Source organism: Achromobacter ruhlandii, assembly GCF_902859695.1.
Classification (GTDB): domain Bacteria; phylum Pseudomonadota; class Gammaproteobacteria; order Burkholderiales; family Burkholderiaceae_B; genus Achromobacter; species Achromobacter ruhlandii.
Genome location: NZ_CADIJL010000012.1, coordinates 24,192 through 50,760 on the forward strand (window position 1 = coordinate 24,192; position 26,569 = coordinate 50,760).

Here is a 26,569-nt window from a genome sequence, read left to right on the forward strand (position 1 = left end):
GCATCGCGGCGCCCCGGCGGCATGCCGGGATCAACCGCGTCAGCGATCGGATGCCACCCGCCGCTTGCCCAGGCCCTTGGCCCGATACAGCGCGACATCGGCCCGCTCCAGCAACTGCAGCATGGTGACGCCCGACTGCGGATACACCGCGATCCCCACACTGGCCGACACCGCCACCCTGATCTTGGGATAGGGCAGCGACAGGCTTTCGACCAGCGCCTCGGCTACCGCCTGGGCCCCGTCCTGGTCGCTCTCCAGCAGCAGCACCGCGAACTCGTCGCCCCCCAACCGCGCCGCCACATCCGACACCCGGATGGCACGCGCCATGCGGTCAGCGGCCTCTTTCAGCACGGTATCGCCGGCCGCATGCCCATGCAGATCGTTGACGGCCTTGAAGCCGTCCAGATCGATTGCCAGGATGGCGAAGGACTGGCCGCTGCGCTGGGCCACGGCCAGTTCGCGCAGCACCAGTTCGCCGAAAAGCACCCGGTTGCACAGCCCCGTCAGGGGATCGTAGTGGGCCAGGTGCTGCGCGTGCGCCAGCATGCGGGAGGCCTGCAACAACGCCGTGCCAACCTCTTCGGCCTCCTTGACGCTCGTGGCCGGCAACTCCACGGTACGGCCTTCGCCCAGCGCCAGCGCCGGCCCCACCAGGCCCTGCACCGCCGACGTCAGGCGATTCGCCAGGCGCAACGCCAGCCACAGGCCCAGGCTGAAAGCCGTCAGCGTGCCCAGCGCCAGCCAGGCGATGGAACGGTACAGGTCGGTCGTCACCAGCGTCATCGGCGCCCCGGCCGCGATGGTCCAGCCGGTCAGCGTGGAACGGCTGAAGGCGGTGTAGACCGGCGTGCCCTCTTTGGTGGTGGATTCGAGCGAACCCTCGCTTTCCATCTGCACCGCCCGCGCCAGCGTCGGCACGGCCTTCTGGCCGACATACCTCTCGGCGTCGCGGGTGCGCGCAATGATGGTGCCGCTCCTGTCCAGCACCGCCGCCACCCAGCCCTCCGGCAGGCCGCGCCGGCCGAGCACATTGCCGATGCGCTCGGGCGACAGCCCGACATTGAGGCTGTAGATGACTTCGTCGCCCCGCACCACCGGCACCCCTAGCGCAATGACGGGGACCCGGCTGACCGCCCCCGTGAACAGGCTGCTCAGCACCGGTTCGCGCGCCCGGAACACCCGCGTCAGCTCCTGCGACACGCCCGAGGATGGCAGCGCCGTGCCATAAGGCACCAACGTGTTGACCACTTGGTGGCCATCCTTGTCGGTCAGCACATAACTGTCGACGATCTGGAACTTGATGGCATCGCGCGCGCGCTGGTGGAATCCCGCCAGATCCCCTGCGAGCAGGTCGGGCGACGAAGCCAATATCTGCACACCGGCCTCGACCCCGGTCATTTCACGGTCGAGGATGGCGGTCAGATTGCGCGCCAGGAAAATCGTGTCGCGGAAAATCCGCTCGCGCTGGATCTGGTAGCTTTCATAGACCGCGACCGAGGCCACCATCAGGGCCGGCGCGATACAGGCGAACACCAGCACCAGCAAACCGGCTCGCATCGAATACCGGTAGCGCGGGCGAACCTGCGTGGCGACCAGGCTTTCGCCATCAGCCATATTATTTTTCCTGGCGCTTTTGCGCGGCGCAAAGCGCTTGCCGACACTGCACTTTCTGACCCATGGCGCGTCTCCTGGAACTATCGGCCGGACCGGAACCCGGCAGCACGGCAAACCAGAAATTATTGCAGAACCAGACCGCGACGTGTCCATCCGCCCTTGAACCGGCGCCGGCAATCGGATGTGCCCGCAACGGAAAAGTCGCGTCCCCAATTTACCTCAAAAACAGAGCCGGGCAACCATCTCGTTATGTTCGAGTATCTGGCGGCGAATGGCCGCTGGCGTGGCATCGACTTCGGCCGAGGAATTGAAATACACCGGCCGCGCATGATCGCAATACTCAATCCCGGTCCGAGGGGGGAGCGGCGCGCACCCACCCAGACTTGAGGCGATCAGCCACGGCGTCGTCATCGCTGCGAGCCACCTTTTCCTGCACATCCCTGGCCTCCCTGCGAGCCTGGCCGGCCCGCTCCTGGAGGCGGGCCGCATTGTCCGAGCGTTCCCGCGCCCGGCCCATGGCCCGCCCCCGCCAATAAACCCCGGCAATGGCGGCCAGGCCCGCCAGCACTGCCGCCATTACGCCGAGGCCCCGCTTAATCCACACCTGCAACATGGGTCGCGCTCCTGTCCGCCCGGGCCCGCACGGCCGCCACCGCCTGTGAATACAGGGCGGGCCAGCTGTCCGGCTTGGGCTTGCCCGGACGCCAGGTGCGCAGATACAGCGCCCAGGCCGCGACCGCATCGCCAACCGGCGGCAATGCCTTCGGGTCGGTCCAGAGCAACAGGCGCGCAACGCCCGCCGCCAGCACATCGTCACGCTCGAGCGCGGCGTGGATCGCGTCCGGATCGCAGGCCACGCCGCGCGCCTGGCACAGCACGACCAGGGGCGCCTTGCTCGCGGCGTGCAGGAATACCCCCCACACCCCGCCGCGGCTGGCGCGCGTGCCCTTCTCGAATTGCCAGAAACCCCGAGCCGGTCCGCCGATCTGGCGCCGGTGCACGAAGCGGCTCTCCTGCGAGCCGATCGCCAACAGCATGCATTGCGCCTCGCGCGTATCCATGCGCGCCGGCAACAGCGCCAGCGCCGGCCGCAGCGCCTCATCCATGATCTGGTCAAGCGTCATGCCTGCCCTCCTTGTCCGTTTGCGTATCCATCCCCAGCGTCTTGCGCCGGATCTCCACCGCCCAATCCACCAGGTCCTGGTTCTGCAGCTTGGCGGTCAGGCGCAGGTAGGCGCCCAGCACCCACCAGGCCGGCAGCCCGGCCAGCAGCATGCAGGGGCCGAGCACGTAGAACATGGCCAACAGCCCGTCCTCGCCCAGCCCGGTGCGCTGCGCCATCCAGTAGGCGGACGACATGATGTCGGGCATCCACGCGATCATGCCGATCGCCAGCAATGGCCCGAACAGAAAAGAGCTGACCACCGTACAGGCGGTGCGCGCGACGAACTCGCGCGGGCTGCGCGGCGGCATCAGCAACATGCCGATCAACGCCGCCATCGCCGCCGGCATGCCGAAAGCCAGCGCAATTTTCAGGGCGGCGAACCCGCCCAATCCCGTAGATGCCGGTTCCATGGTTACACCGCTCCTGTCGACGGTGCGCATCGCTGCCTCCCGTGAACATCACGGGCGCCGCGGGGGCGCGCCGGATGGACCAATTGAAATGTGGGCGACACTGTCGCCCCTTTCGTGCAGGCGCAGCCAGTGCCTGCACGTGCTCTGCTCCCGTGTATCGCTGCTCTCCGTCAGTCCCGTATGTCAGTATGTCAGGCGGGCTCAATGGGCCAATCGATTGCGGCGGGATATCCGGCTTGGTCAGGCACGCGGTTCAAGTGCACGCGATAGGTCTTCCATGCTGTCAGAGACTCCTGCTCAGCATTCGTCGCAATACCAAGATCGACAGCATCCTGTAATGGCGCCATACGCAGCCCGGCATGCTCCAACAAAACGTCCCGCCGGACACGGGCAGCCAGATCCTGGTGCTCCTCGCTCGGCAATCCCGTCTCTCTCGATGAATCGAAACCCGGGATGTCCAGCGCCGTCCAACGACCATCCTCGAGTCTGTAGCGTTTGCCGGGTTCCTGGCGATCGGGCGGCGCGATGTCGATGGCCCCACCCGGCATCAGAAACACCCCTGGCTCCAGGGGAGACATGTCTGCGATAGCTGGGCCGACGTAGAAACCGTCGGGAGTCAGTTGCGAAACGATTTTTTCCATAAGAGTTCCCCTCAATATTTAATGCACGCAAGCAACGCGATGTTGCGCGGGCGGACCGAAGCCATCGAGGCCGTAGTGCCCATATTTGTGTAGGACCACCCGGCCAAGAACGAACCGGATCCACTGACCATGTCAAACCCCTCCGTATAGGCGTCCCCCACCTTGAACGAGGTATTGCCGTTATCCGTGCTGTATCGCCACTCTCCACTGCCTGATAGATACGGAAAGGAAGGGTTGCTGACCGAGCCAATCACACGCGAAGCGCGCTGGCTCGAGCCCAATTGCCGTCCGACGTCCGCTCCGCGGCCATCGTCCCAGCCCCGCACGAACTCTCCACGCAGATCTGGCAGCACGATGTATGCGCCGGTGATGCTGCGCGTATTCGTCGGATCTGCGGCATTGGTGCAGCGATAGCCCACCTGCGCCGTCGCATTCAAAGCGTCGCCGCAATAGATGGCCGAAGCCAATGCCGCATAGGCGCTGACCGAGGCTGCCGCGCCGTTGGCCCGCATCCACCCGTAAGGCACCTTCGAGAATGGGAAATAGGCAATCTGCCCGGACAGTGGCGACCGATAACCGGTATGGAAAGCTGCGGTTCCCCATGTCCACACTTCGGCACACTCCGCCACGATGATGGGACCGACGTCCTGCGTCGGCAGCGCGCCGATCGAATAGATTCGCGGAAAGTTGCCCGCCACGAATGCGGTCGTTGCGATCCGGGTGCTCTTGTCAGTGGCGGCCGGCGTCGGCGCGGTCGGCGTTCCAGTAAACGCCGGCGACGCCGCCAGCGCCGCCACGAACCTGGCCTGCAGCGCCGCCAGGTCGCCGTCGTCCAGCACGTCCTGACCAGCCTTGTCGGCGATGTACTGGCCGATCATGGCGGCCACGAACGAAGCCTGGCGCCAGACCGTGTTGAGTTCCTTGGATTTGGCCGTGCCGGCCGAGAAACCGCCCAGCCGGGCGGCCAGCGCCTGGTAGTCGGCGGGAGCGAGCACATTGGCGCCGGGAACGGTGCCGAAAGGAAGAATTTGATTGATAGCCACGGAATTGTCCTTATTCAACCGGCAAAAAGCGAACCCCAGAGTCCGCTGTCGAACCCCGAGATGTAGTGGTTTTGAACGTCAAAACCGAACAAGGGCCCCTCTTGCGAGGGGATGACGTAGTAACTGATGCGCACGCCCTCCGGCTTGAGCGGGATGTACCCGCCCGTCAGGAGCGCCAGGAACAGCGCCGACGGCGGCGCGCCGGCCACGCCGATGTCGACCGACATGTCGCCGTTGTCCTGGATGAATACATGGGTGCCGCCACCGAAGATGCGGTCCAGGATGGCGGCCGAGGTCTCGAGCGTGCCGTCCCAGTGGTTGGCGCCGATCTTGGCGCGCAGCAGCAGGCGGTAGGTATCGTCATCCAGCTCGGTCAGGCCGCTGTCCGGATCGAAGGGTCCCTGCCATACGCCCTGGTCAAAGCCCAGGCCGTCCAGGTCGTGCGAGAAATACACGTTGGCGATAGGCGTGCTGACTTTGCGCTCCAATCCCACCCAGCGCCCCACTGCGTCCAATTGCGCGCCGACGGCCAGGTCCAGGTCGAAGGCCGCCGGCATGCCACCGTACAACTCGCGCAGGCTGGCCGCCGCGTCGCACAGGGCCGTCACGGTGGCGGTGAACTTGGGCTTGCCACGGTGGTAGGCCGACAGCCGCGCGATGTAGTCGTCTGTATTGGCCATGTCAGGTCACCGTGAGTTTCACGTCGTCCGGGGTCGCGGCGGCGGCCTCGTTGAAGGCCAGCGGCACATCGGGCACGCCGTTGCCGGCCGGGCCCCGCAACGTCAGGCCGGTGATCTTGAACGTGCCGTTGCCCGGCACGCCATTGGCCGCCGAGATGGCATCGGCCCACTCCACCGAGGCGCTGGCGCCGCCGCCGATCGCGACGCCGTTGATGTAGTCCGCCACTGCCCGCTGCACCGCCTGCCCCGTCGCCGTGTTGTAGCCCGCCAGCGCGCGCATCTGCACATCGACCGCAAGCGGCACGATGGTCGGGCGGAAGAAGCGGATGCGATGGGCGATGCCGTAGATGTCCGTCACGACTACCGTGGTGGTCCCATGGGTGCCCGTGCCCGGCGTCTTCTTGGCGGCGATCGCCTGCGCGATCAGCGCGGCATCGCCACCGTCAACCACCAGGGCGATGCTGTGCGGCGGCAGGCCGTGCGCGTCGGCCGCCGCCGTGTCGTTCTCGTATGCCGCGTGGCGCAGCACGCCCGGCACCGACGCCACCGCGCCGATCGTGCCTTCCAGCACGCTGCGCGACGGCAAGGCCACCGACACCGCCTGGCGCACCCGCAAGGCCGCGTCGCTTTCGACCGGCGCGCCAGGCGTCGCGGCCGCCGGATTCGAGACCGACTGCCAGCCCAGCGTCGGCGTGCCGATCTGGTTGATGCTGCCCGCCGCCGCGGTCACGGCGCCCAGCGCCTGGGATTGCGCCGTGACAGTGATCTCGCCGCCCGGCGGGATGGTCACGCTGGCCGGCAACAGCCAGCGGCCGCGGTCGGCATCGGTGGCGACGCCATCGACGATGGTGACGCCGCCTTGCCCGACAATGCGCAGGTCCACCGACGAGCGCGTGGCCACGCCCCGCGCCAGGCCGTTGATCTTGACGTTGCTCGACAACGCCGCGTTGGCGGCGGTGGCGGGCGAAAACGCGTTGTAGACGTTGATCGCCGCGGTATTGGCCTCATGGATGGCCAGGGCGAACACGGCCAGCAACTGGCCGTCCTGGCTGTCCGCCTCTAGATAGGTGTCGGCGCCGTAGATGCCGCGGTACTGCTCCTTGAAATACTGCAGCACCTCGCCATAACTCGGCGCACGGATGCCCGTGGCGTCGATGACCGGGGCCGTGGATAGAATCGTCATAATGCCGCCTGCACAGTGGCCGTGCCATAAAGGGTTGAAATGGATGCCGTCACGCTCAAGCCGCGTGTTTGCGGGTCGAGCCGGCTCGAGTATTCGGCCAGGTCGATGACACCTGCCGTGCCCAGGATGCGCTGGCGGATGGCCCAGTCGTAGCTGGCGCGCGGCTGCTTGCCCAGCACTTCGCCGTTCCAGGGCGTGCCTTCGGTCACGTCCAGGAACCACTCGCCGCGCGCCAGCATCAGCCGGGTCTTGACAGCCTGGGCCACGGCCTGCGCCGTATCGCGGTGGAAATCGGCCCGTGCCGAGCCGAACGAATAGTCGCCATCGGCGTCCAGTTTTCGGTAACGCATAGGAATCCTCAGTTGGGTGGCGTGGTCACCGCATTGGCGCCCTGCGCGGTATGGGTATGGGTGTCGTCGACCCGTTTGCCGTTGGCGAGGATCTGGCCGATCACGTTCAGCACGCCGGTGATCTGGGCGGTATTGCCCTGGCCGCCGCTGCCGACCAGTCCCGCCAGGTAGCTCAACAGTCCGTTGACCAGCACCTGCCCGGAAAACTCGGATACCGGCGCAACCACATCGAAACCGCCGGGCGCCACGATCTTCACCTTGCCGGCGGCCGGGTCCAGCTCCAGGAAAGTCGTGCCATCGTCACTGCGCAGCTGGGTCGCGCTGGTGCTGACCGCCGGCAGCACGCGGGGTTGCGAGCGCACGCCCACGTAGACGAAGCCGTCGGACAGGTCATGCATCCGCATTTCGGCCTGGTCCTGTACCTGGCCGGATTGCCACCAGGCGTCGATGCAGCGCGAGGCAAACACCACCAGGCACTCATCGCCCGGCTTGACCGGAAAGGTCAGCGTGCAATTGCCGCCCGAGGGGAAATACACCGGGCAATCCACCAGCAACGGCAACGCCAGGCTGTGCTGCCGGCCCTCGGGTGTCTTGACCCGCGCGCGGATGGCCGGTTGCGCCGTGCACGTCATCGCCACCGGATCGAAGGCGCCGATGATCGCCGGCATGGCGGTCCAGGTCTGCGCCAGCGCGCCATGCAGCGCCGCGCCGATCGCGGCTTGCGGATCGTTCAAAGTCTCAAGTCGGTTCATGAATCTTCCTGCAGGGATAGGGCCGGACCGCGCGCTACTTGACGACGGCGGCTGGCTTGGCCGCGTCGCCCTCGGCGCCGGCCCGTCCCAGGTCGCCGGGAAACAGGGTGGCGTCGGTGGCCAGGCAAAGGACCTCCGTGTACCACTCGTCGTCGCGCGTATTGCCGCGGTGCTCGACTTCCATCACGTAGTAGTAGCCATCGCCGCTGATGCGGCGCTGCTCGGCGCGATCGATCTCGTTCGCGTCCTTGCGCTCGGAACGGGCCTGGAAGCCATACTCGGCGATCCGGCTGTTGTCCAGGTTGACCAGCCCGCCCACGCGGATGCTGGGGTTGAGCAGCATCCGCAGCTTGATGCCCTTCTCGGTCTGCTCCGGCATGCCGACCAGGCCGCTGTCGTGGGACAGCACGGGCACCGAGCCCGGCACATAGGCGGTTTCGGGAACCACCACCACCTTGCCGTCCTGGATGCTCCACAAGGTGTTCGCACTGCCGCAGACATCCTGCAGGTAGTCCCGCACCATGCCGGACATGACGGCCCCGCGGATCGACTTCTTGCCGCCCAGGTCGGGCACGTAGCCCTGGCGCACGCCGTATGGGTTCATGGCCGAGCACAGCAGCCGCACCTTGTCGGCGCGGTCGCTGCCCTTGGGCACGGTGGCGTTGACCACCGCAAAGTTGTAGGCCTTGTCGCCATCGGCCGCGGTGATTTCCAGCACGGTCTCGGTGTCACCCGAGCCGCCCCATTTGGCGCGCACCACGTTGCCGTGGAAGATCACGCCGTAATTGCCTTCATAGCCGGCCTGCAGCACCACTCGGGTGAATTCGCGCTGCGCCAGGCTGGCGGTTTCACGGCTGGCGTTCATCACCTTGATGGTGGCGGTGTTGGGGGACTTGGCGTCGTTGCGCTTGATGCCGAAGCTGAAGCTCAGCGCCGACAGATCCAGCGCCTCCTCGTCGCCGACGATCAGCGAGACCTTCCGGCCCCACTGGCGCACGCCCTCATCGTCATCGACCGGATCGCCGTATACGGCGATCGGCTCCATTGTGGTCGTGTCTGCCATGTCAGTCCGCCACCCAGTAGAGCTTGGCGCCACGGCCCAGGTCGGTGGCCGTCGGCGCGTCGTCGGGCGACTCCGCCCCGGTCACGCGCAGGCCCCCGGCAAAGCCCAGGTGCCGGTATTGCCCCAGCAGGTTCAGGCCCGTCACCAGCGGAATGCCGGACACCAGCGGCTGGCCGAGGTCATCGGCCACGTCCAATATCCAGCCCTCGCGATACTGCAGCGTCAGCCGGTAGTCGTCACCGCCCAGCGAGATGGCGAACACCTGCGGAATCGGCGACAGAGGTATCTCGAAGTAGTTCATGCGGATCTCCTAGTTCCAATGCAGCGAGCCGCCGTTGGGCGCGGCCGCGGGCCGGGACGCTTTCACGCCCAGGTTCTGCCTGTCCGCGGTCTTTTCCTTCTCTTTCTGGTGCGCGTAGGGCGGCAGCGACGTGCTGCGGGTCTGCGCCACGATCACTTCGCGCAGCGTCACGGTCGCGAACACGGCGCCGGAGGTCTCCCGGCTGTTCTCGACCGCGATCTTCTCTATCAGCATGCTGCTGTAGCGGCGCCGGCTGGTAATCACATCCACCGGCTCGCGCGACTCCTGCAGATTGAGCAGTTGCGAGTAGATCGCGGTGGCGTAGTCGTCGGCGGCCGCCTTGCCATTGGCCACGTCCCTGGCCCGGGCGCCGCGCAACGCCTCGTACGAGGCGTTGCTCCAGGCGCACTTCATGGTCAGCGACAGCGGCAGCTTGAAGGCATGGTCGCTGATCGCCGAGCGGCCATAGGGGCCCGACTCCACCGGGTGGCTAGTGATCTTCAGCGTATCGTCGTGCGACTCGGTGATGGTCGCCTGCACCACAATGTCGCCGATCTTCTTCGACAGCAGGCCCACCATGTCGGCGCCCGTGAAATTCGTGTCAGTCATAGGACCCCTGCAGGTTGCGCGTCAGGTCGGCGTTGACCCGGCTTTGTTGATTGGCCACGGCCGCTCCGGTCGCGCCGGGGTCGGCCGACCCGTTGACGTAGATGGTGGTGGTGGCATTGACCGACACCGGCGCGGCGGCGGCCGCCGGCGCCAGCGCGGCGCCCCCCGCTTCGCCAAGCGCGAAGCCGGAGTGGTAATCGCGCCACGGTTCGATCCGGGCGCCGTCCATGGGAGGCGGTTGCCAGCTGCCGCCGGCCCCGTTGAAATCCGGCTCCGCTTGCCCGAGGCCGAAACGCCCGTCGCCTTGCAGCGACTTCAGCGTGCCGTCCCCAAGCGTGCGGGGATACAGGGCCAGTCCCACCCCCACCGCCACCGGCGATATCGCCACGCCGCGGGCCAGGCTCTTGGCGCCATCGACGATGCGGCCGATCCACGAGCCGGCGGAGGCCCACAGTGACTGCCCCCATTGCAACGCGATGGCGCCGGCCGCCTTGACGCTGTCGACCACCAACGCCCCCCCGCGCGCGGCCATGTTGCCCATCCAGGACCAGACCGCGCTGGCCATGTTGCCCATCTGGGTGACGGCCGTCCGTCCCATCGAGGTCATTCTGCCGAACACGCCGCCCACGAAGTTGCTGGTCGCCGTCCAGGCCCGGCTCATGAGACCGCTGATCCGGCCAGGCAGCGAGGCCAGCTGCGTGCCCAGCCCGCCAATGATCGAGCGCATGCCGCCCAGTCGCGAGACCAGGCCCATCAAGGCCCCCACCACGCCACCGCCGCCCAGCATCAGGAAGCCGCCGACCAGCACCAGGAGCTGCGAACTCAGGCCCCCGGTCAGCCCGTCGAGCCAGGTGATCAGGCTGATCACCGGTCCCAGCAACGACATGATCGACAGCACGAAATTGCCGACCTCGCCCAGCCGCTTGCCGGCCGTCTGGCCGTTCTCCTTGAACCAGGCCGAAATACCGTCGAGCGTCTCCTGCAGCTTCGGGCCCATCGTCAGGAGCGCCTGCGCGAACATCGCGTTGACGGAGGCGCTCAATTCACGGACGGTGCCCATCAGCTGGTGCGCGCGTTCACCGGCCGCTTCGACGGTGCTGTTTTCCTGGGTATCGCGCTGCGCCGACAGGCGCTGCCCGAACCCGGGATCGCGCAGGGCTTCCATGACGCCTGGGTCCAGCCCCAGGCCCTGGCCCGTCGCCCGGGCCTGCGCCGGATCCATGCGTTTGAGCGCGTCGCTCAGCTCCAGCATCAGGTCGGCGCTGTTGCGCTGGGCGCCCGCGCCATCGCTCGACGAGATGTGCAGCTGTTCCAGCAGCGCGGCGATCTTGGGATCGTCGCGCACGTTGCGGTGCAGCGCCTGGGTACTGTTGCGCATTGCTTCGACGGAGACACCGAAGTCCTGCGCCACCGTCTCCAGCGCCCGCATGTCCCGGCCCGATGTGCCGCCCAGCTTGGCGGCGAAATAGCCTTGCTCGAACTGGGCGATCTTGTTTTCGGCGAAGTCGACAACGCTCTTGGCCCGCCCCGCGAACACCGCCAGCGCGTCGGCCAGGCTCTGCTTGCGCGAGTCGCCGATCGCCTGCTTGAGGTCCTTCAGGTCGTCCTTGTCGATCTTGAATATGCCAATCAACCCCGACGGGTCGATGGGCACGGTTGTATTAGCCATTTTTTTCTGCCATGTGGCGGCGGTACGCTTCCGCCTTGTTGTCTGCCCGCACCGACAACGCGTCGTTCAGCAGCGCGATGTCGGCCAGGTCCAGGGTGCCGTCCTTGAGGGACTCGTACTTGCAGAGCCCCTCGAGGACCGGCGCCAGCAACCAGTCCTCGCCACCGGGCAGGCTCTTCAGCCAGCCTGTGTCGCCTCGGGGCTGCCGGTCTGGCTGGTAAGCAGCCCTTGAATAAAAGGCCCGAGGCTTGCCACGATGACGCGCACGGCCAGCGGCAGCATCACCGCCAGGTCGATGTCCTGGAACATCGGCACGCGCTGGCTGGCCGACCAGATGGCGGTCCAGCCATGCTCCTGCCGGCGCTGGACCGCCTGCATGCAGGTGTCCAGCACATAGTCGGCGTCCTCGTCCTTCATCGCCGCCAGGCCGTCGGCCAGCGGTTGCAGGACATCGGCCAAGCCGCCCGGGTCCTCGGTGATCCCGCGGCCGCCCGCCGCGAGGCGGACGAACACGGGGATCAGCGTAGGAACGATCGGAGCGATGCGGCGCGACACGTGGAACTGTTGCTTGGCGCTCAGTTTCCCGATGGAGTACCGGTGGCCGTTCAGATCAAGTTCCTGCGACATGGCTTAGTAGGTTCCCAGGATCGTGTCGATCTTCGCGGCGTCGAAGGTCCACTTCACCACGTCGCCGTCCTTCTTGTAGGTCAGGTCGGGCTTCTTGCTGAAGGCGCACGAACGGCACGCCGTCACGTCGCCCGTGGCCGGATTGGTGATGGTGATCAGGTTCTTGCCCCACAGGCGGCTGTCCAGCGACTGGGCGTCGTACAGCGCCTGCAGCTGGGCATTGACGGGCGAGGTCTTCAGGTAGCTCAGCGTCACGGTGCCGCTCTTGTCGGCGCGCAGCGTGTGCATGACTTCGCCATCGGCGCCCACCGTCATGGCGCTCTTTTCGCCCTTGGCGGCGATGGCGATGCCTTCATCGGCCACGCCCGAGCCGGAACCCAGCGAGATCGCCCCGCCCGGGCCCACGAGACTGGCGCTGATATCAGCGAACGAATAGGTAGACATCTGCTACTCCTGTTTAGCGGTTGACCGTGACCAGAACGTCGACGGTGTGGATGGCGCCGGCTTCCTTGGCGGCGACCTGGAACGGGACGGCCTTGCGCGCTTCGCGGTCGGCCTGCGACTGGGTGGCGATCGCCGGCGCGTAGACGTAGTAGCCCTTGGCCAGCGTGTCGCCCTGCTTGAGGGCGCCGAAGCCGGCCGAGTTCCACACGCCCGGGGCCAGGTAGCCGTTGTTGACGGCGGCCTCGCACGCGGCCTCGATCACCGAGGCGATCAGCTGGTTGCCGGCGTCGGTCTGCGGCACCTTGGTCGGGCTGGTGTACAGCAGGTTGTAGACGTCGGTCTGGACGCGATTGCGGAACCAGATCGCGTTGTAGACCGAGTCGATGAAGATGCCGCTGGGCGTCACGCCGTACTGGATGATGGCCGTGTCGTTGTCGTAGTTGACGAACACGTTGCAGTTCTTGGCGGCCAGCGTATCGGCCTGGCTGCTGGTCAGGGTCTCGGCGACGATGCCGGGTTCCTGCTTGTACATCAGCGTGATGGTGGTGTTGTTGGCGTTGAAGTTCACCGTCAGCAGGCGGCCCAGCAGCGAGGCCACCGCGTACGGACTGGCGCTGGAGAACTGCACGATCGAGTACTTGTACTTCAGCGCCTTCAGCTGGCTGGCGATGTCGTCGTGGTGGGTCGGATCGAGCACCTGCGGCGCCTGGGTCGACACGCCGTACAGATGGCGCTGGTCGGCCTCGATCAGGCCGGCCACGGCCAGGTGCTGAGCGTCGGTGATGTCGGCGTCGGCGAAGGCCAGGCCCAGGAACTTGTTGGCGAAGCGGTCCAGGAACAGCGACACGGCGTCCACCGGCGTTTCGGCGACGATGCCGGCGACGGGCGTCGAGGCCTTGCCCGCGGTCAGGCCCAGCATCGACGAGATGTCGGTGCCGGTGCCCGCGGCCGTGGCGTAGCCCAGCGTCGAGGTCGCGCCGGAGGTGTTCGAGGTCACGACGAACTGCGCGCCGTTCCACAGCACCGAGGCCGACGCCAGGGCCGTCGAGATGATCGCGGCGACCCCGTTCAGGTTGGTGGCGCCGGAGAAGTCCAGGCCGTTAACCGTCTTGGCGGTGCCGTCGACGGTCAGCGTGAAGGCGCCCGCGGTCACCGCGGTCCAGGCCGACATCTGCTTCTCGGCGGCCGACAGCACGGCGCCGCGCAGCGTGGCCGAGGTCGCGCCCTTGGCCCAGCGGCCGATGTACAACTGCGAGGGTTGGGGCGTCTGCTGGAAATACAGCAGGGCCGCGCGGTACTCGGGCGCGCCGGTGCCGAAGTCGGCGGCGACGGCGTCGATGCCGCCATAGGAGCGCATGCGCTCGCCGGTGTCGATGACCGCGGACGAGCCCAGCAGCAGCGCGGTGTTCAGGCTCGCGCCTTGCGCCGCGAGCGGCGACATGTTGATCGTGACGTTGATCAGGCGTGATACCGGCAATCCATTAGCCATGGTAAATCCCTTAATCTGCAAGGTGGTTGATGTTGTCCGTCGGGGACAGCGACGCGGCATGCGTCGTGACTTGCGCCGACAGGAGATTCAGGACCGGATAGCTGCGCGCGACCCGGCGCGCAAAACGCAGGGTCATGTCGAACTGCCGTATCCACTGCTGATTCACCAGTTCGTGCATGGCCACGATCGGCCCCGCGCCGCTCACCGCCATGCCTTGCGCCAGCAAGGGCTCGCGGTTCTGCGGCACGGCGGCGCCGTCGCGCAGCAGCGCCGCGTGGCGCAGCGCGCGCGGCCCGAACATCGAGCAAAGCACCTCGATGTGTTCGTGCCGAACGTATGAATCAGATCCTTCCCCGGCCGGGTCGTGGGTGACGACCGGACCGGCGTCCGCGGTTTGCGACCGGATGTCCATCAGGCACCAGGTCTCGGTCTGCGCGGGCGGTTCCACGCCGGCGGCAGGCCAGCGCGTACGAACCAGGTCAAGGGGCAGGCCGGCCACGCCGGCGATGAACCCTTGGAACAGCGCCTCGAGCTCGGCATCCTCCAGGGGCGGAGAAATGGCGATCGGCGCCAGGTAGCCGCCGGTGGCCGAACTGTTCGCCATGCGTCGCTCCTTTGTCGTGTTGAGATGCCCGAGGGCGGGTTTGGGGGAATCCAGAGGCCTGGAGGCGGAACGCCGACTTTGCTGCGCCATCGGCGCGGTGCCGCGTTGCGTGATGCGTGCGGCCGGGTTGCGGCGGATTCCGGCTGTCGCCCACCGGGCTGCCGCCTCGAGCCATTCCAGGTCACCGCGGGCGGGAGAAAGGCCCGGTCATGGAAGGAACGGCGAGGCGGCAGGCCGCTGGGCCCCGCCTTGCGGGCGGCGCCTAACAAAACGCCCCGCGCTCTCGAAGAGAACGCGGGGCGCGCAAATGAAAAAGGCCCGCCTGCGGCGAGCCTGTATCGGGGAACTGCAAAGAACGTGGGGGACGCGCATCCGGCGATTCAACCGTCTTCCGGCGCGTTGGCCGGGCGCACGTACCCTCTCATAAATAAGGCCCGCTGTCGGCGGGCCTGGTTGGTTTGTTGCTTGCTTGTTTGTTGCTTGCTGCTGGCTTGTTTGTTGCTTGCTGCTGGCTTGTTTGTATGTTGCTTGCTTATTGCTGCTTGCTTGTCGCTTGCCTGCCTGTTGCTTGTTGCGGGCTTGCTGCTGCCTGGAGAGTCCGTCGGCGTGAACCGCGACGCCATGACCGAATTGTGGCGCAACACCTGCCGCCGAAGCAATCCCCGCATGTCGCACCGCGTTGCAGCGTTATCCGGCGGGCGTTTCGCGTGAGCCTGGCTTGTGCCAGACGGGTGCCAGACGGGTGCCAGATGTGTCTGGCGTGTGTCTGGCGTGTGTCTGCCGTGTGCCTGGTACCTGGTATGTAGCTGGTGCGCGCCGGGTGTCTGCCCGGGGTATGTGCCTGGTGCATGCCTGGTGCGTGCCTGGCACGGCCCCGCCTCACGCCGCATCATGAATGGCGCCTTCGCACGAACGTACCCTCTCATAAAAAAGGCCCGCGGTTTGAGCGGGCCTGTTTCTGCTGCGTGCCAGCGCGTCGGCGCTTGGACGGATCGTCGGCGGGTGACGCGACGACATGGATGCATTCTGCCGCCCCATCAGGCGCGCAGGCAATCCCCCTCGCGTCGCACTTCGCCCCAGACGTAGGTCAGCGAGTTGCGGGCGTGCTCGATGCGGGCCACCTGGCCGCCCTCGTGCAAGGCTTCGAGCACCCGCAGGATCGCCTGTCGCATCGCGTTGCGTTCACGCCGCGTCAGCTCGCGCGCGCCGGACGCGCCGCGCACCAGGTCCGCCATGCGCCACGGACGCCCCGGCGCCGCCGCCATGAGATCCAGCACTTCGGTTGCATATTTCATTGGGATGCCTCCCCGCCAAGACGCTTGTCCATGCTTTTTTTCCTTGATGCAAGTTTGCCGTTCGTCATATTCCCGAGAAGGTCGGCGGCGGGTAATCGCTACCTGGGTAGCGATGATGGGTCACATCTGCCGGTTCCCCCCGATCACCACGGACGCGACGGCGAGCCCCGCCGCATCCGTATGAACCGCGGGCCATCTGCACGATGACTTGCGGCCGGCCCGACTATCTCCAGGATGAAATCAATGGTAGCGAGTCGCTACCCAAAAATCAACAGCGAATCGCTACTGTACTTTCGGGTAGCGGATTGCTACTATCGCTACCATGGATATCCGCTCGATACGACTGAACAATCTCAAGTACGCCGTGCACGAGGCGGGCGGCGTCGAGCGCCTGGCCGAACGCGCCGGCGTCAGTCGCAAGTACCTGGACCAGATCCTTCAGGGGTTCCAGGGCAAGCGGGACAAGAACCCGCGCCGGGTCGGCGACGCGCTGGCCGCCAAGCTCGCCACGGGGCTGGGCCAGCCGGCGCACTGGATGGACACCGCCCACCCCGACCTGTGGGGCGAGCTTGCCCCCGACGTCATCGCGGACGAGCCCGCGGCCCGGCTTGTCTCCTTCCACGCGCCGCGGCTGGGCAGGCCCGATCACGGCAACGTCCTCATCGCCCAGTTCGATACCGGCGGCGCAATGGGCAATGGCCTGGAACTGCGCGACCAGCCCGGCGTCATCCAAAGCTGGAACGTCAGCCCCGAATGGCTGCAAAAGAACGTCCGCGGCTATTCCGCCTCGAAGAACCTGTGCATCGTCACGGGTTTCGGCGACTCCATGCGTCCCATGTTCAACCCCGGCGATCCGCTGATCGTCGACCGTGGCGTGCAGGCCGTCGAGTACGACGCCATCTATTTCTTCCGCGTCGGCAGCGAGGGCTTCATCAAGCGACTGCAGCGCATTCCCACCGCCAACGGGCTGGTGGTGCGCGCCAAGTCCGAAAACACCAAGTACGATGCCTGGGACATCACCGAAGGCATGGATTTCGAGGTCTTCGGCCGCGTGCTGAAGGTCTGGCGCAGCGAGGACTTCTAACCCCCCATGGCAACCCCTTCCCGCCTGTCGGCTCCCGAAAAAACCATCCTGGTCTATGGCGCGCTCGGCGCGCTGCTGGCCTTGGCGCTGCATGCCGCGCTGCTGAACCGTGTGTGGCCATGGCATAACCTGTTCGCCACCCTGTTCGCGATCCAGTGGATCTGGCTGGTGCCGCTGGCGGGCGCGATGCTGGCCGGCATGCCCGCGGGCCGGCGCTGGCTGCTGGCGCTGGTGGCCTACGGCCTGGTGCTGCCCGCGCTGCACGCGTATGGGCTGGTCGCGCTGCTGGGCTCGCAGCCCCTGCCCTATACCGACAGCGGCCCCCGGTCCCTGGCGACGCTGATCACCGCCGCCAGCGGCTTCATGCTGCTGCCGCTGATCCAGGCGCTCGACCCGTCCCGGCCTGGCTGGGACTATCCCGCCGTGTTCCGCGCCGCCTGGCGCAACACCGTCAAGCTGGCGCTGGCCGGCGGCCTCGCGCTGGCGGTCTGGCTGCTGTTCTGGGCCGCCAGCGCCATGTTCGGCATGATCGGCATCGCCGCGGTCGGCCAGGTCGTCAAATCCACCCGCTTCGTGCTGGGTGTCATGCCGCTGGTGCTGGCGGTGTGCCTGGTGGGCGTGCATCGCCGCCCGCAGCTGGCGGACACGCTGCAACGCTCGTGGCTGACGCTCACCGCCTGGCTACTGCCGCTGGTCGCGCTGGTCGGCATCGCTTTCGTACTGGCGCTGGCGGCCCGGCTGACGCTGGACCTGCAGGCCGGCGCGCTGTCCGCCGGGGCGCTGATCGCCTTCAGCGCGCTATGGATCAAGCTCATCAACTCCGCCTGGCAGGACAGCCCGCAGGCCCCGCCCTTCGGCCCGCGCCTGCGCGCGGTGCTGCGCGTGGCGGCGGTCGGCCTGCTGCCGCTGGCGCTGGTGGCGTTGTACGGACTGGTGGTGCGCATCGAGCAGTACGGCTGGACCGTTCCGCGCGTCTGGGGCCTGTACGCCGCCATCCTGCTGACGCTCTACGCGCTGGGCTATGCCTGGGCGGCGTTGGCGGCGCGGCGCTTTCACACGATCCTGGGCGGCACCAACATCGTCGCGGCGTTCTGCGCGCTGGTCGTGCTGGCCCTGGTGAGCACGCCGCTCCTGAGCCCCGAGCGCATCGAGATCGACAGCCAGGTGCAACGCCTGATTGACGGTCACGTTCCTCCCGAGGACTTCAGCTATCTCTCGGCCGCGAACGACCGCGGTGAATACGGCCGGCAAGCGATGCACAAGCTGGCCGCCGGCGCCGCCCAGGCGCAATCGCCCCGGATCGCGGTCGCCGCCGCGGATGCGTTGAAGGGCAAGTATTACGACTGGGGGCCGCGCAAGTCCAGCCTGGCCGCCTCGCTGATCAAGCCGGACAGCCTGCAGGTCTACCCGGCCGGCAGCCCGGTGCCGGACGCATGGTGGCGCTATGCCGCGGAGCAAAGCCCGTTCGACCTGGACCGATGCGTGAACGCCGAACAGGCCGCGGCCGCCTCCCCCACCGACCCCGCCTTGCAAGGCGCGCGTTGCTGGCTGATCCATGCGGATATCACCGGACCCGGCGTGGATGACCTGGTCCTGTACGTACCGCCACGCGCGGACGCCGGCGCGGGAGGCTACCAGACATTCCTGAGCTACCAACGGCTGGACGAAAACACCTGGCGCGTGCTGTCCTCCAAGACCCATCGCAGCAAGGAAGGCGAACCGGACGTCGATATCGCCGGCGCGCTGGCGCAGGGCCAGGTGCATACCGAACCGCGCCAGGACCGGGACCTGATCGTGGGTGGGCAGCGCCTGCCACTGCGCTGAGCGGCGTCGCATGGGCGCTGCGGGCGTGGCGCGGGCGTGACACGCGGGCCACGCCGCCCCCACCATGACGGTTACTTTTCTTCCAGGTCCGGGGTGCCGGCGAACTGGCTCTTGAGCAGCGTCAACGCGCCCTTTTCCGCCAGCGCCTCGTTCGGAAACACATTGCGGGTGTCTTCCAGCACGGGAAAGCCGAAGACGCGCACACGGGCGTGATAGCCCTCCGGGGTTTCGGCGAATTCGATGTCGAAGTTGCGCTCTTCGATCCAACCCGACTTGTGCAGTTTCCAGTCCATAGCCGACGCGCTCCTCTTGAGGAAAGTTGGCGGCGCCACCGGCCAGGCAGGCGGCGCCGCGGACACCGGGCGCCGGCTTCAGCGAGCCGGCACACCCACACCACACCTTACACGCTCCGCCCTGACGCCGTCTTGACCGCGGACAGGCGCCGCCCGCCGGCCCGCCCCGTCGCGCCCGTCAGTCGGCCTGGGAGGACGAGGTCTCGGCTGGCGGCGGCGCCGGCGTGGCGGCCGGCGCGGCGGCGGCTTCCTCGGGGGGCGAGAACAGATCCCAGCTGGCCATGAACAGCGCCGCGATCAACGGGCCGATCACAAAGCCGTTCAGGCCGAACAAGGCCATGCCGCCCAGGGTCGAGATCAGCACCACGTAGTCGGGCATCTTGGTGTCTTTCCCCACCAGGATCGGACGCAGGACGTTGTCGACCATGCCGATCACCAGCACGCCGAAGGCGATCAGCACCACCCCCTTGATCGTGGCGCCGGTCAGCAGGAAATAGATCGCCACGGGCGCCCAGATCAGCCCCGCGCCCACCGCCGGCAACAACGACAGGAAGCCCATGATGACGCCCCACAGCAGCGCCCCCTGGATACCCAGGATGGAAAAGATGATGCCCCCCAGGGCGCCCTGCGATGCCGCCACGGCGATGTTGCCCTTGACCGTGGCGCGCACCACCGTCGTGAACTTGCGGAACAGATGGTGCTTGTGCGCGTCGCTCAGCGGCATGGCGCGCTTGATGCGCTGGCCCAGCTGGGGGCCATCGCGCAGCAGGAAGAACAGCAGGTACAACATGATGCCGAAGCTGATCACGAACTGGAACGTGTCCTGCCCGATGCTCAGCGCCTGCGTGGCCAGGAACTGGCTGGCCTGCATGGCCCCGGCGCTGAGTTTTTCCTGCAGACTGGGAATGTCGGCCAGGTCGAAACGCGCCAGCAGGTCATGCACCGATGGCGGCAGCGCCTCCATCGCCTGCTGGAAATACGCGCCGAAGTTGATCTGCCCGGACTTGATGCTCTGATAGAGGTTCGCGCCCTCGCTCACCAGCGAACCGCTGATCACCACCAGCGGCAGGATCACCAGCAGCAGCACCAGCGCCAACGTGATCAGCGCCGCCAGGTTGCGTCGCCCGCCGATGCGCGGCACCAGGCGCCGCTGCAACGGCGCGAACAGGATGGCCAGGATGGCGCCCCAGAACACGGCGCCATAGAACGGCCACAGCAGCCAGCCGAATGCGATGGAAACAACCACCAGGAGGAGCAGGAAGGTCCGATAGTGCAAGCTGGAAGATTGGCTCATGTTCCGTCCAAGGCGCGGCATGCGCCGCGAGACCCGCATTGTACAAAGCGGCGCTCCGCCCCGCTTCCCTCGATTGCCTACGCCCCGCCGCCCGCCCCTGCGGCAGGCCGCCGCCAGCGTGTCGATCAATGCTCGCCGGCCGCCGCGCGCGACACCACGGCGCGCGCCTGTTCCAGCGCCTGCGATTGCGCATTCAGCCCCTGCAACCGCAGATTGAGCGCCTCCTGCAACGAGGGCGTGGCGACTTTGGCCTGCCCGTCCTCGAGCGTGATCCCGGCCGCATTGGCGGCGACGAAGTCCGCAACGCCCAACGCATCGCGGGCTACCGTGTCCATACCGGCCGCCGCGCCCAGGAATTCGGCCGCGGGCGCCGTAACCGCCTCGTCATACACGCCGTCATAGACGGGCGCCAGGTCCGGCGCCAGATCCAGTCCGCCCCGCGCCTTGTCCGCGCGGGCCTTGGCATCCTGCACCGCGCCAGCACTTTCGGCCAGGGTCTTGCGCGCGGCCTGCAGCGCCTCGCGCCGCCGCACGATGTCATCGACGGACTGGATGCGTTCCGCCGCCAAGATCGGCCGCAGCGGCTGCGCCGCCTTGGCCAAGGCGGCCTGGAAATCGACGATCACGTCGTAGGCATCGTCATAGCGGCCCACCGCCTTCTTCTCGGCCGCATCGAGAGCGCCGATCGGCACCAGCGTTCCGGCCGCAAGCCGGCTTTGCAACAGGCTGATGAACGCCGCCCGCTCCTGCGGTTCGCGGTTGCCGCACGCCGCCAGCGCGAGCACTAAAGCCGCCGCCAGCCCGGCCAGGCAGATGCGCAGCAATGCCATGCCCTTCCCCCCTTGCGTAAAGCGTTGTATTCCGGGGACCCGGCCGACGGCCGGCGTCCTTCCGGCAGATTATCCCGAAGCGCCCGACAGGCGCCGCCAGCGGGCGGATTTTGTTGCCATCGAATCGATATGACACAGGGAGCCGCGGGGGCGGCCGCTCACTCCCGCAGCGCCAGGCGCATTGCGCAGCGGCGCGCCGGATCGAAGCCGGCGTCGGCTTCGGCCCGCAGGCGGGCGCGCAAGGCGGGCGACAGTAGCGCCACGGGCACTTCGGCAAAGCCGTGGCGCTGGTAGAACGGCCCATTCCAGGACAGCTCGCGATCCGTGGTCAGCGTCACGCCGCGATAGACCCGCGCGGCGCGCGCATGCTCGATCACCGCGCGCAGCAGGTCGCGCCCCAGGCCCCGCCCCTGCATCGGCAGGGCCACCGACATTTCCACCAGATAGAGGTCGTCATCCATCGGCCGCGCCAGCGCGAATCCCGCCGGCTGCTCGTCATCGCCCGGCGCCACCCACAGCAGGCCCACGGCGGCGGCCCGCGCCAGTTCGACCGGCGGCAAGGGATCGCCGGCCGCGGCCCAGGCCATCGCGGTTCCCAGGAAGCGTCCAGCGGCGGAGCGTTCGATGTCGGGCAGGAGCGCCAGGTCGGCGGAGCGTGCGTGTCTGATCATGGGGCGCCAAGTATGCCCCAAGTGGGCGGCTCCCGGGGGGCGGCTCCGGCCCGCCCACGGGCCAGATTCCCAGGGAGGCCGCCCCATGCCGGGCCGGCACCCCCTAGAATGTAGGCTTGGCGGCCCTCACCGGCTTTACCCACCCTTTACCCTCCCGCCTGAATGACCCAAGACGCTTCCCCCGACACCTGGGGCTTTGCCCATCCCGATTGCCGCGGCGCCGCCGCCCTGCTGTTTTTCATGAACGACCTGGCGCGCGTGGCCAACCAGTACCTGCGCCCGGGCCATCTGGGCGAGGAAGCCCTGGCCGACGCGCAGAAGGCGGTGGACGCGCTACTGCAACGCTATGTCGAGATCCAGGCCGCCCCGCAAGCCTTCGACGGCGAACGCATCGAACTGGCACTGGAGACCGACACCCGCCCCGATGGCTCCACCGCCGCCCAGGTCGCCCTGCGCATGTCGCCACGCCTGGAAGCGCTGATCATCGAGGCGCAGCGCCAGGCCCGCCCAGCCACGCATTGAGCCGATCATCCGACGCCGCCGGAAGGGGCCGCCGGCGGGCTTTCGCGCGGCAGGTTCGCGTCCGGCAGCCGCGGGGCCGGCACTGACCCCTGGCCTGGCGATGCGTCGGCCAAGCAGAACCTTGCAAAATCATGGCGTTAGTTATATAATCGTTTGTTGAGCCAATAAAAGCTCAGCGAATTTTCCAGTCATAGCCCTTCGGCCCGTAGTCTTTTCCCCCTTTTTATCGGCCAGGCTTTTTGCCTCTTCTGCGACACACAACCCTAAGAACGCAGAGCGGGCGCCGGCCGATGAAGCGGCATGTCTGAAGCAGCATGTCTGAAGCAGCCTGTCGAATGAGACTGCTGAAGAAGCCGCCAGAAAGAAGTTGCCGAAGAAAGCCTGTGAAGATGGTCTGCCAACAACAGTCCATCAAAACCGGCCCGCTATATGAAAGACAGCCTGCTGAATGCAAGGCCTGTCGCACGACCCGCCGAAAGCGACCGATCGGACTAGACCTGTAGACAGGCCCCGCACCTTCGCTGACACATACCCGTTGCCGGCTCGCCAGGCCCGTTGATCCCACGACGTCCCTGATCGAACCCGACACATTCGCCCCGACCACGCCGCCGAGTCCGGCCTGTTCGGAACGTATCCAGCGCAGCGTTGATCCGCTGCAATCGACCCGCGGTGGCGTTGCCACGCCGCCGCCCGCCAGGTTCGCCGCCCATCGCTGATGGCCGACCACCCTGGCAGCGATTCCGGGCCCGGCCCGCCATCGCACCCCGCAGCCAGTCCGGCGCGCCCGCAAACCATGAGAATGCGCAAAGGACCGGCGGCGAAAACGCGTTAGTGTCATGCATGACCCGGCGCGCGGACGGGACGCGGCGCGCGACAGCGCCCTCGCCCCTTTCTCGCGGCATGCACGACGCGGCCATTCCTATAACAAGAACTTGAAAGAGAACACAACATGAATACTCGTTTCACCACCTCGGACCTGATCCGACGCCCGGCCCATACCAAGCTGGACAACATGCCGATCCACATCGGCGACATCGTTTACCTGCAACCGGCCCACGGCCCGGCCATCCGTGCCGCCGTGATCTTCAACGCGCCGATCGACGGCACGACCACGTACACCACCGAAGTCGTGCCGTGCGGAGCGGCCGCGCAAAAGGCGCCCGGTCAGCGCATCCGCTTCCGTCACGAGCACGTGCACCGCATCGAACCGGTGCGTCGCGCCGCTCGCTGAGCCAGCGCAAACCCGCCGCGGCCGTGCCGCGGCGGCTTCATTCGTGCGTGATAAAGTTCCAGGCACCGCAGTCATCGCCCGACCATCATGCAAAACAACCGGCTCGCCATCCGCATCTGGGACCTTCCCACCCGCCTCTTCCACTGGGCCCTCGTCGTCTGTATCGTCGGCGCCTTCGTCAGCGTCAAACTGGGCGGTCTGTACATGGACTGGCACGTGCGCTTCGGCTGCGTTGCGCTGGGCCTGATCATCTTTCGCCTGCTGTGGGGCTTTGTCGGCCCGCGCTATGCGCGCTTCGCGCAGTTCGTGCGCGGCCCGCGCGCGGTGGCCAGGTACCTCAAGGGCGCGGCCGCGCCCGCCGGCCACAATCCGCTGGGCGCGCTATCGGTGCTGGCACTGCTGCTGGTGGTCGGATTCCAGGCCGTGAGCGGCCTGTTCACCACCGACGACATCATGACCCAGGGTCCGCTGTTCGGCCACGTCAGCGAATCCACCGCCAGCCTGTTGACCTCGTGGCACAAGCTCAATGAATGGGTCATCATCGGCCTGGTCGCCCTGCACTTGCTGGCCGTGGCCTGGTACGCGCTGGTGCGCCGCAAGCGACTGGTGCGCGCCATCATCACCGGCAATGTCGACCCGAAAGACGTCCCGGCCGGCACACCCCCGACCCAGGACGGGTTCACAATCTGGCTGCGCGCCCTGATCCTGGGCGCCTGTGTCACCGGCCTGGTGCTGTGGATCCGCTCGCTGGAGATCGCCGCGGACATGTCGTTCTCATAGCTGTCCGGCTCGCGCATCGCGCGAGCCAACCCGCAGGGCGCGACAACCAAACCGCGCGCCAAAAGAAAAGCCCCTCGTTCGAGGGGCTTTTCGCATGCGGCGGATGCGCCACGGCGGGCGCGGCCGGCTTACTTCTTCTTGCGGTAGGCGTCGTGACAGGCCTTGCAGCTGGCGCCCACGTCGCCGAAGGCGGCGCGCAGCTTGTCGAGGTCGCCGGCGTCGGCGGCGGCCGACAGCTTGACGATGTTGTCCTGGAACGCCTGCTGCTTCTGCTTGAAGCCGGCCGCGTCGCTCCAGATTTCCGGACGGGCATCGCCGCCTTCCGTGCCCGCGCCGAAAGCCGTCCACGGCAGCGCCGACAGGGTCTTGAGCACTTCGACGTTGGCCTTGATCTGGGCCGCGTCGTAGGGCGCCTGGCCCTTGATCACCGGCGTCATGCGGCCGAAGTGCGAGGCCATCAGCGTCAGCGCCGACTGGCGGTACTTGACGGCGTCTTCGGGCTTGGCGAACTGCGCCTGGGCCGAGGTCGCCAGCAGCGACCCGACGGTCATACAGGCCAGCGCGGCGAGCGTGGACAACTTCTTCATTGCAATCTCCCGTAAGTACAACAAGAATGCCGCGCGCCCTGCGCGCGGCAAGGCGACTATACCGCCCGGGCCAGGTCCGCGGCCAGGCCGATATACGAACGCGGGGTCATCGCCAGGAGGCGCGCCTTGGGTTCGTCCGGCAGGGCCAGGCCCTGGATGAATTCTCGCAGGGCTTCCTCGGTGATGCCCTTGCCGCGCGTCAAGGCCTTGAGCTGTTCGTACGGCTGCGGCAGGCCATAGCGACGCATGACGGTCTGCACCGGCTCGGCCAGCACTTCCCAGCAGGCGTCGATGTCGGCGTCGATCGCGGCGGCGTTGACTTCCAGCTTGCCCAGGCCGCGCATGCAGGCATCCCATGCCACCAGGCAGTAGCCCAGGCCCACGCCCAGGTTGCGCAGCACGGTGGAGTCGGTCAGGTCGCGCTGCCAACGGGAGATCGGCAGCTTGTCGGACAGGTGGCGCAGCACCGCGTTGGCCAGGCCCAGGTTGCCTTCGGAGTTTTCGAAGTCGATCGGGTTGACCTTGTGCGGCATGGTCGACGAACCAACCTCGCCTTCCTTCAGGCGCTGCTTGAAGTAGCCCAGGGCCACGTAGCCCCAGATGTCGCGGTCCAGGTCGAGCACGATGATGTTGGCGCGCACGATGGCGTCGAACAGCGCCGACATCCAGTCGTGCGGTTCGATCTGGATGGTGTGGCGGTTCTGGGTCAGGCCCAGGCCGGCGAGCACGCGCTGACTGAAGGCGGGCCAGTCGATTTCCGGGTAGGCCGACAAGTGGGCGTTGTAGTTGCCGGTGGCGCCGTTGAGCTTGGCCAGCGGCTCGACCGCTTCGACCGCGGCGATGGCGCGGTTCAGGCGCGCCGCGACGTTGGCGAATTCCTTGCCCAGCGTGGTCGGGCTGGCCGGCTGGCCATGGGTGCGCGACAGCATCGGCTGGTCGGCCTGGGCCACGGCCATGTCATTGAGCTTGGCGGCGATTTCACGCAGGCGCGGCAGCACCACTTCGCTGCGGGCGCGCGACAGCATCAGCGCGTGCGAGGTGTTGTTGATGTCCTCGGAGGTGCAGGCGAAGTGGATGAATTCGGCCGCGGCCGCCAGTTCGGCGTGGTCGGCGACCTTTTCCTTGAGCCAGTACTCGACCGCCTTGACGTCGTGGTTGGTGACGCGCTCGATGTCCTTGATGCGGGCGGCGTCGGCCTCGGAGAAGTCGCGCACCAGTTGTTGCAGGCGGGCGCGGGCTTCCTGGGAGAAAGCGGGCAGTTCCGGCAGGCCGGCATCGGACAGGGCCACCAGCCAGGCCACCTCGACTTCGACGCGGTGGGCCATGAAGCCGGCCTCCGAAAGCAGCCCGCGCAGCGCGTCGCCGCGGGAGGCGTATCGGCCATCCAGTGGCGAAAGGGCGTTAAGTTGGCTAAGCTGGTCGGCGATTTGCATGGTCTGGGAAAGAAAAAGCGGCGGATGGGAAAACCCGGCGATTTTATCATTCAGGGCCGCGCAACATTGTGGCAAACTGGA

At 67.2% G+C, this 26,569-nt stretch carries 31 protein-coding genes; 5 read left to right on the top strand and 26 right to left on the bottom strand.

Annotated elements, in window-relative coordinates:
• Nucleotides 1-39 precede the first annotated feature (39 nt).
• The 20 genes from HV742_RS16210 to HV742_RS16305 all read right to left on the bottom strand — a co-directional run bounded on the left by HV742_RS16210 (nt 40) and on the right by HV742_RS16305 (nt 15,939).
• On the bottom strand, nt 40-1,614 hold the full coding sequence (locus HV742_RS16210) for a sensor domain-containing diguanylate cyclase (protein WP_059269672.1): 1,575 nt from the start codon (nt 1,612-1,614) through the stop codon (nt 40-42).
• Nucleotides 1,615-1,954: 340 nt separating this feature from the next.
• A complete protein-coding gene (locus tag HV742_RS16215) occupies nt 1,955-2,227 on the bottom strand; it encodes a hypothetical protein (protein WP_175145896.1) in 273 nt (90 codons plus the stop codon).
• On the bottom strand, nt 2,208-2,738 hold the full coding sequence (locus tag HV742_RS16220; RefSeq protein WP_175145897.1) for a hypothetical protein: 531 nt from the start codon (nt 2,736-2,738) through the stop codon (nt 2,208-2,210). The genes HV742_RS16215 and HV742_RS16220 overlap by 20 nt, the downstream gene beginning before the upstream one ends.
• On the bottom strand, nt 2,728-3,189 hold the full coding sequence (locus tag HV742_RS16225) for a hypothetical protein (protein ID WP_049072550.1): 462 nt from the start codon (nt 3,187-3,189) through the stop codon (nt 2,728-2,730). Before HV742_RS16225 ends, HV742_RS16220 begins: the two co-directional genes overlap by 11 nt.
• A gap of 191 nt (nt 3,190-3,380) precedes the next feature.
• Entirely contained in the window at nt 3,381-3,830 is a 450-nt protein-coding gene (locus HV742_RS16230) for a tail fiber assembly protein (RefSeq protein WP_063589448.1), read from the bottom strand.
• An 11-nt stretch (nt 3,831-3,841) separates the two neighbouring features.
• The gene (locus tag HV742_RS32285; RefSeq protein ID WP_054417651.1) at nt 3,842-4,873 is read right to left on the bottom strand and encodes a tail fiber protein; all 1,032 of its coding nucleotides are present in this window, start codon (nt 4,871-4,873) and stop codon (nt 3,842-3,844) included.
• 14 nt (nt 4,874-4,887) lie between these two features.
• Nucleotides 4,888-5,553: a DUF2612 domain-containing protein gene (locus HV742_RS16240; RefSeq protein ID WP_175145898.1), complete on the bottom strand. Its 666-nt coding sequence runs from the start codon at nt 5,551-5,553 to the stop codon at nt 4,888-4,890.
• Between the two features lies 1 nt (nt 5,554).
• Nucleotides 5,555-6,736 (bottom strand): baseplate J/gp47 family protein, encoded by a 1,182-nt coding sequence (locus HV742_RS16245; RefSeq protein ID WP_049072544.1) that lies wholly within the window; start codon nt 6,734-6,736, stop codon nt 5,555-5,557.
• Nucleotides 6,733-7,086 (bottom strand): contractile injection system sheath initiator, encoded by a 354-nt coding sequence (locus HV742_RS16250; protein WP_175145899.1) that lies wholly within the window; start codon nt 7,084-7,086, stop codon nt 6,733-6,735. The genes HV742_RS16245 and HV742_RS16250 overlap by 4 nt, the downstream gene beginning before the upstream one ends.
• Nucleotides 7,087-7,094: 8 nt before the next feature.
• Entirely contained in the window at nt 7,095-7,838 is a 744-nt protein-coding gene (locus tag HV742_RS16255) for a Gp138 family membrane-puncturing spike protein (protein ID WP_068980169.1), read from the bottom strand.
• A gap of 34 nt (nt 7,839-7,872) precedes the next feature.
• On the bottom strand, nt 7,873-8,901 hold the full coding sequence (locus tag HV742_RS16260) for a phage protein (protein WP_254601149.1): 1,029 nt from the start codon (nt 8,899-8,901) through the stop codon (nt 7,873-7,875).
• A 1-nt stretch (nt 8,902) separates the two neighbouring features.
• On the bottom strand, nt 8,903-9,202 hold the full coding sequence (locus tag HV742_RS16265; RefSeq protein ID WP_054501319.1) for a phage baseplate plug family protein: 300 nt from the start codon (nt 9,200-9,202) through the stop codon (nt 8,903-8,905).
• A 9-nt stretch (nt 9,203-9,211) separates the two neighbouring features.
• Nucleotides 9,212-9,811 carry a phage baseplate protein gene (locus HV742_RS16270; protein ID WP_175145900.1) on the bottom strand — a complete coding sequence of 200 codons (600 nt, stop codon included), beginning with the start codon at nt 9,809-9,811 and terminating at the stop codon, nt 9,212-9,214.
• A complete protein-coding gene (locus HV742_RS16275) occupies nt 9,804-11,480 on the bottom strand; it encodes a phage tail tape measure protein (RefSeq protein WP_175145901.1) in 1,677 nt (558 codons plus the stop codon). Before HV742_RS16275 ends, HV742_RS16270 begins: the two co-directional genes overlap by 8 nt.
• Nucleotides 11,473-11,631, bottom strand: a complete 159-nt coding sequence (locus tag HV742_RS16280) for a DUF6889 family protein (protein ID WP_006393814.1) — start codon at nt 11,629-11,631, stop codon at nt 11,473-11,475. Before HV742_RS16280 ends, HV742_RS16275 begins: the two co-directional genes overlap by 8 nt.
• A 26-nt stretch (nt 11,632-11,657) precedes the next feature.
• Nucleotides 11,658-12,107: a phage tail assembly chaperone gene (locus HV742_RS16285; RefSeq protein ID WP_049072535.1), complete on the bottom strand. Its 450-nt coding sequence runs from the start codon at nt 12,105-12,107 to the stop codon at nt 11,658-11,660.
• 3 nt (nt 12,108-12,110) lie between these two features.
• Nucleotides 12,111-12,551, bottom strand: a complete 441-nt coding sequence (locus HV742_RS16290) for a tail tube family protein (RefSeq protein ID WP_006388470.1) — start codon at nt 12,549-12,551, stop codon at nt 12,111-12,113.
• A 13-nt stretch (nt 12,552-12,564) separates the two neighbouring features.
• On the bottom strand, nt 12,565-14,040 hold the full coding sequence (locus HV742_RS16295; RefSeq protein ID WP_063580438.1) for a DUF3383 domain-containing protein: 1,476 nt from the start codon (nt 14,038-14,040) through the stop codon (nt 12,565-12,567).
• 10 nt (nt 14,041-14,050) lie between these two features.
• Nucleotides 14,051-14,644: a phage neck terminator protein gene (locus HV742_RS16300; RefSeq protein WP_049072533.1), complete on the bottom strand. Its 594-nt coding sequence runs from the start codon at nt 14,642-14,644 to the stop codon at nt 14,051-14,053.
• Nucleotides 14,645-15,681: 1,037 nt separating this feature from the next.
• On the bottom strand, nt 15,682-15,939 hold the full coding sequence (locus tag HV742_RS16305) for a hypothetical protein (protein ID WP_049072531.1): 258 nt from the start codon (nt 15,937-15,939) through the stop codon (nt 15,682-15,684).
• A gap of 322 nt (nt 15,940-16,261) precedes the next feature.
• On the opposite strand from HV742_RS16305, the gene HV742_RS16310 reads away from it, so the two are divergent.
• Entirely contained in the window at nt 16,262-17,023 is a 762-nt protein-coding gene (locus HV742_RS16310; protein ID WP_063580440.1) for a S24 family peptidase, read from the top strand.
• Between the two features lie 6 nt (nt 17,024-17,029).
• Complete coding sequence (locus HV742_RS16315; protein ID WP_175145902.1) at nt 17,030-18,847, top strand: DUF4153 domain-containing protein; 1,818 nt, start codon at nt 17,030-17,032, stop codon at nt 18,845-18,847.
• Between the two features lie 71 nt (nt 18,848-18,918).
• Here the strand turns inward: HV742_RS16315 and HV742_RS16320 are convergent, their stop codons facing one another.
• The 4 genes from HV742_RS16320 to HV742_RS16335 form a co-directional block, all read right to left on the bottom strand.
• A complete protein-coding gene (locus tag HV742_RS16320) occupies nt 18,919-19,140 on the bottom strand; it encodes a hypothetical protein (protein ID WP_049072527.1) in 222 nt (73 codons plus the stop codon).
• A gap of 178 nt (nt 19,141-19,318) precedes the next feature.
• On the bottom strand, nt 19,319-20,434 hold the full coding sequence (locus tag HV742_RS16325; RefSeq protein ID WP_063580442.1) for an AI-2E family transporter: 1,116 nt from the start codon (nt 20,432-20,434) through the stop codon (nt 19,319-19,321).
• A gap of 125 nt (nt 20,435-20,559) precedes the next feature.
• On the bottom strand, nt 20,560-21,264 hold the full coding sequence (locus tag HV742_RS16330; RefSeq protein ID WP_175145903.1) for a DUF3053 family protein: 705 nt from the start codon (nt 21,262-21,264) through the stop codon (nt 20,560-20,562).
• Nucleotides 21,265-21,422: 158 nt separating this feature from the next.
• On the bottom strand, nt 21,423-21,935 hold the full coding sequence (locus tag HV742_RS16335; protein WP_175145904.1) for a GNAT family N-acetyltransferase: 513 nt from the start codon (nt 21,933-21,935) through the stop codon (nt 21,423-21,425).
• 162 nt (nt 21,936-22,097) lie between these two features.
• Here HV742_RS16335 and HV742_RS16340 point away from each other — a divergent pair, with 162 nt between their 5' ends.
• From HV742_RS16340 to HV742_RS16350, 3 genes are all read left to right on the top strand, one after another.
• A complete protein-coding gene (locus HV742_RS16340; RefSeq protein WP_049072521.1) occupies nt 22,098-22,457 on the top strand; it encodes a hypothetical protein in 360 nt (119 codons plus the stop codon).
• A gap of 949 nt (nt 22,458-23,406) precedes the next feature.
• Nucleotides 23,407-23,688: a hypothetical protein gene (locus tag HV742_RS16345; RefSeq protein WP_006393801.1), complete on the top strand. Its 282-nt coding sequence runs from the start codon at nt 23,407-23,409 to the stop codon at nt 23,686-23,688.
• An 87-nt stretch (nt 23,689-23,775) separates the two neighbouring features.
• Complete coding sequence (locus HV742_RS16350) at nt 23,776-24,468, top strand: cytochrome b/b6 domain-containing protein (protein ID WP_049072519.1); 693 nt, start codon at nt 23,776-23,778, stop codon at nt 24,466-24,468.
• Between the two features lie 128 nt (nt 24,469-24,596).
• On the opposite strand, the gene HV742_RS16355 is transcribed toward HV742_RS16350, so the two are convergent.
• Together HV742_RS16355 and purB are read right to left on the bottom strand one after the other, a co-directional pair.
• On the bottom strand, nt 24,597-25,055 hold the full coding sequence (locus HV742_RS16355) for a c-type cytochrome (protein WP_006393799.1): 459 nt from the start codon (nt 25,053-25,055) through the stop codon (nt 24,597-24,599).
• 56 nt (nt 25,056-25,111) lie between these two features.
• Nucleotides 25,112-26,488 (bottom strand): adenylosuccinate lyase, encoded by a 1,377-nt coding sequence (purB, locus tag HV742_RS16360; protein ID WP_049072517.1) that lies wholly within the window; start codon nt 26,486-26,488, stop codon nt 25,112-25,114.
• Nucleotides 26,489-26,569 lie beyond the last annotated feature (81 nt).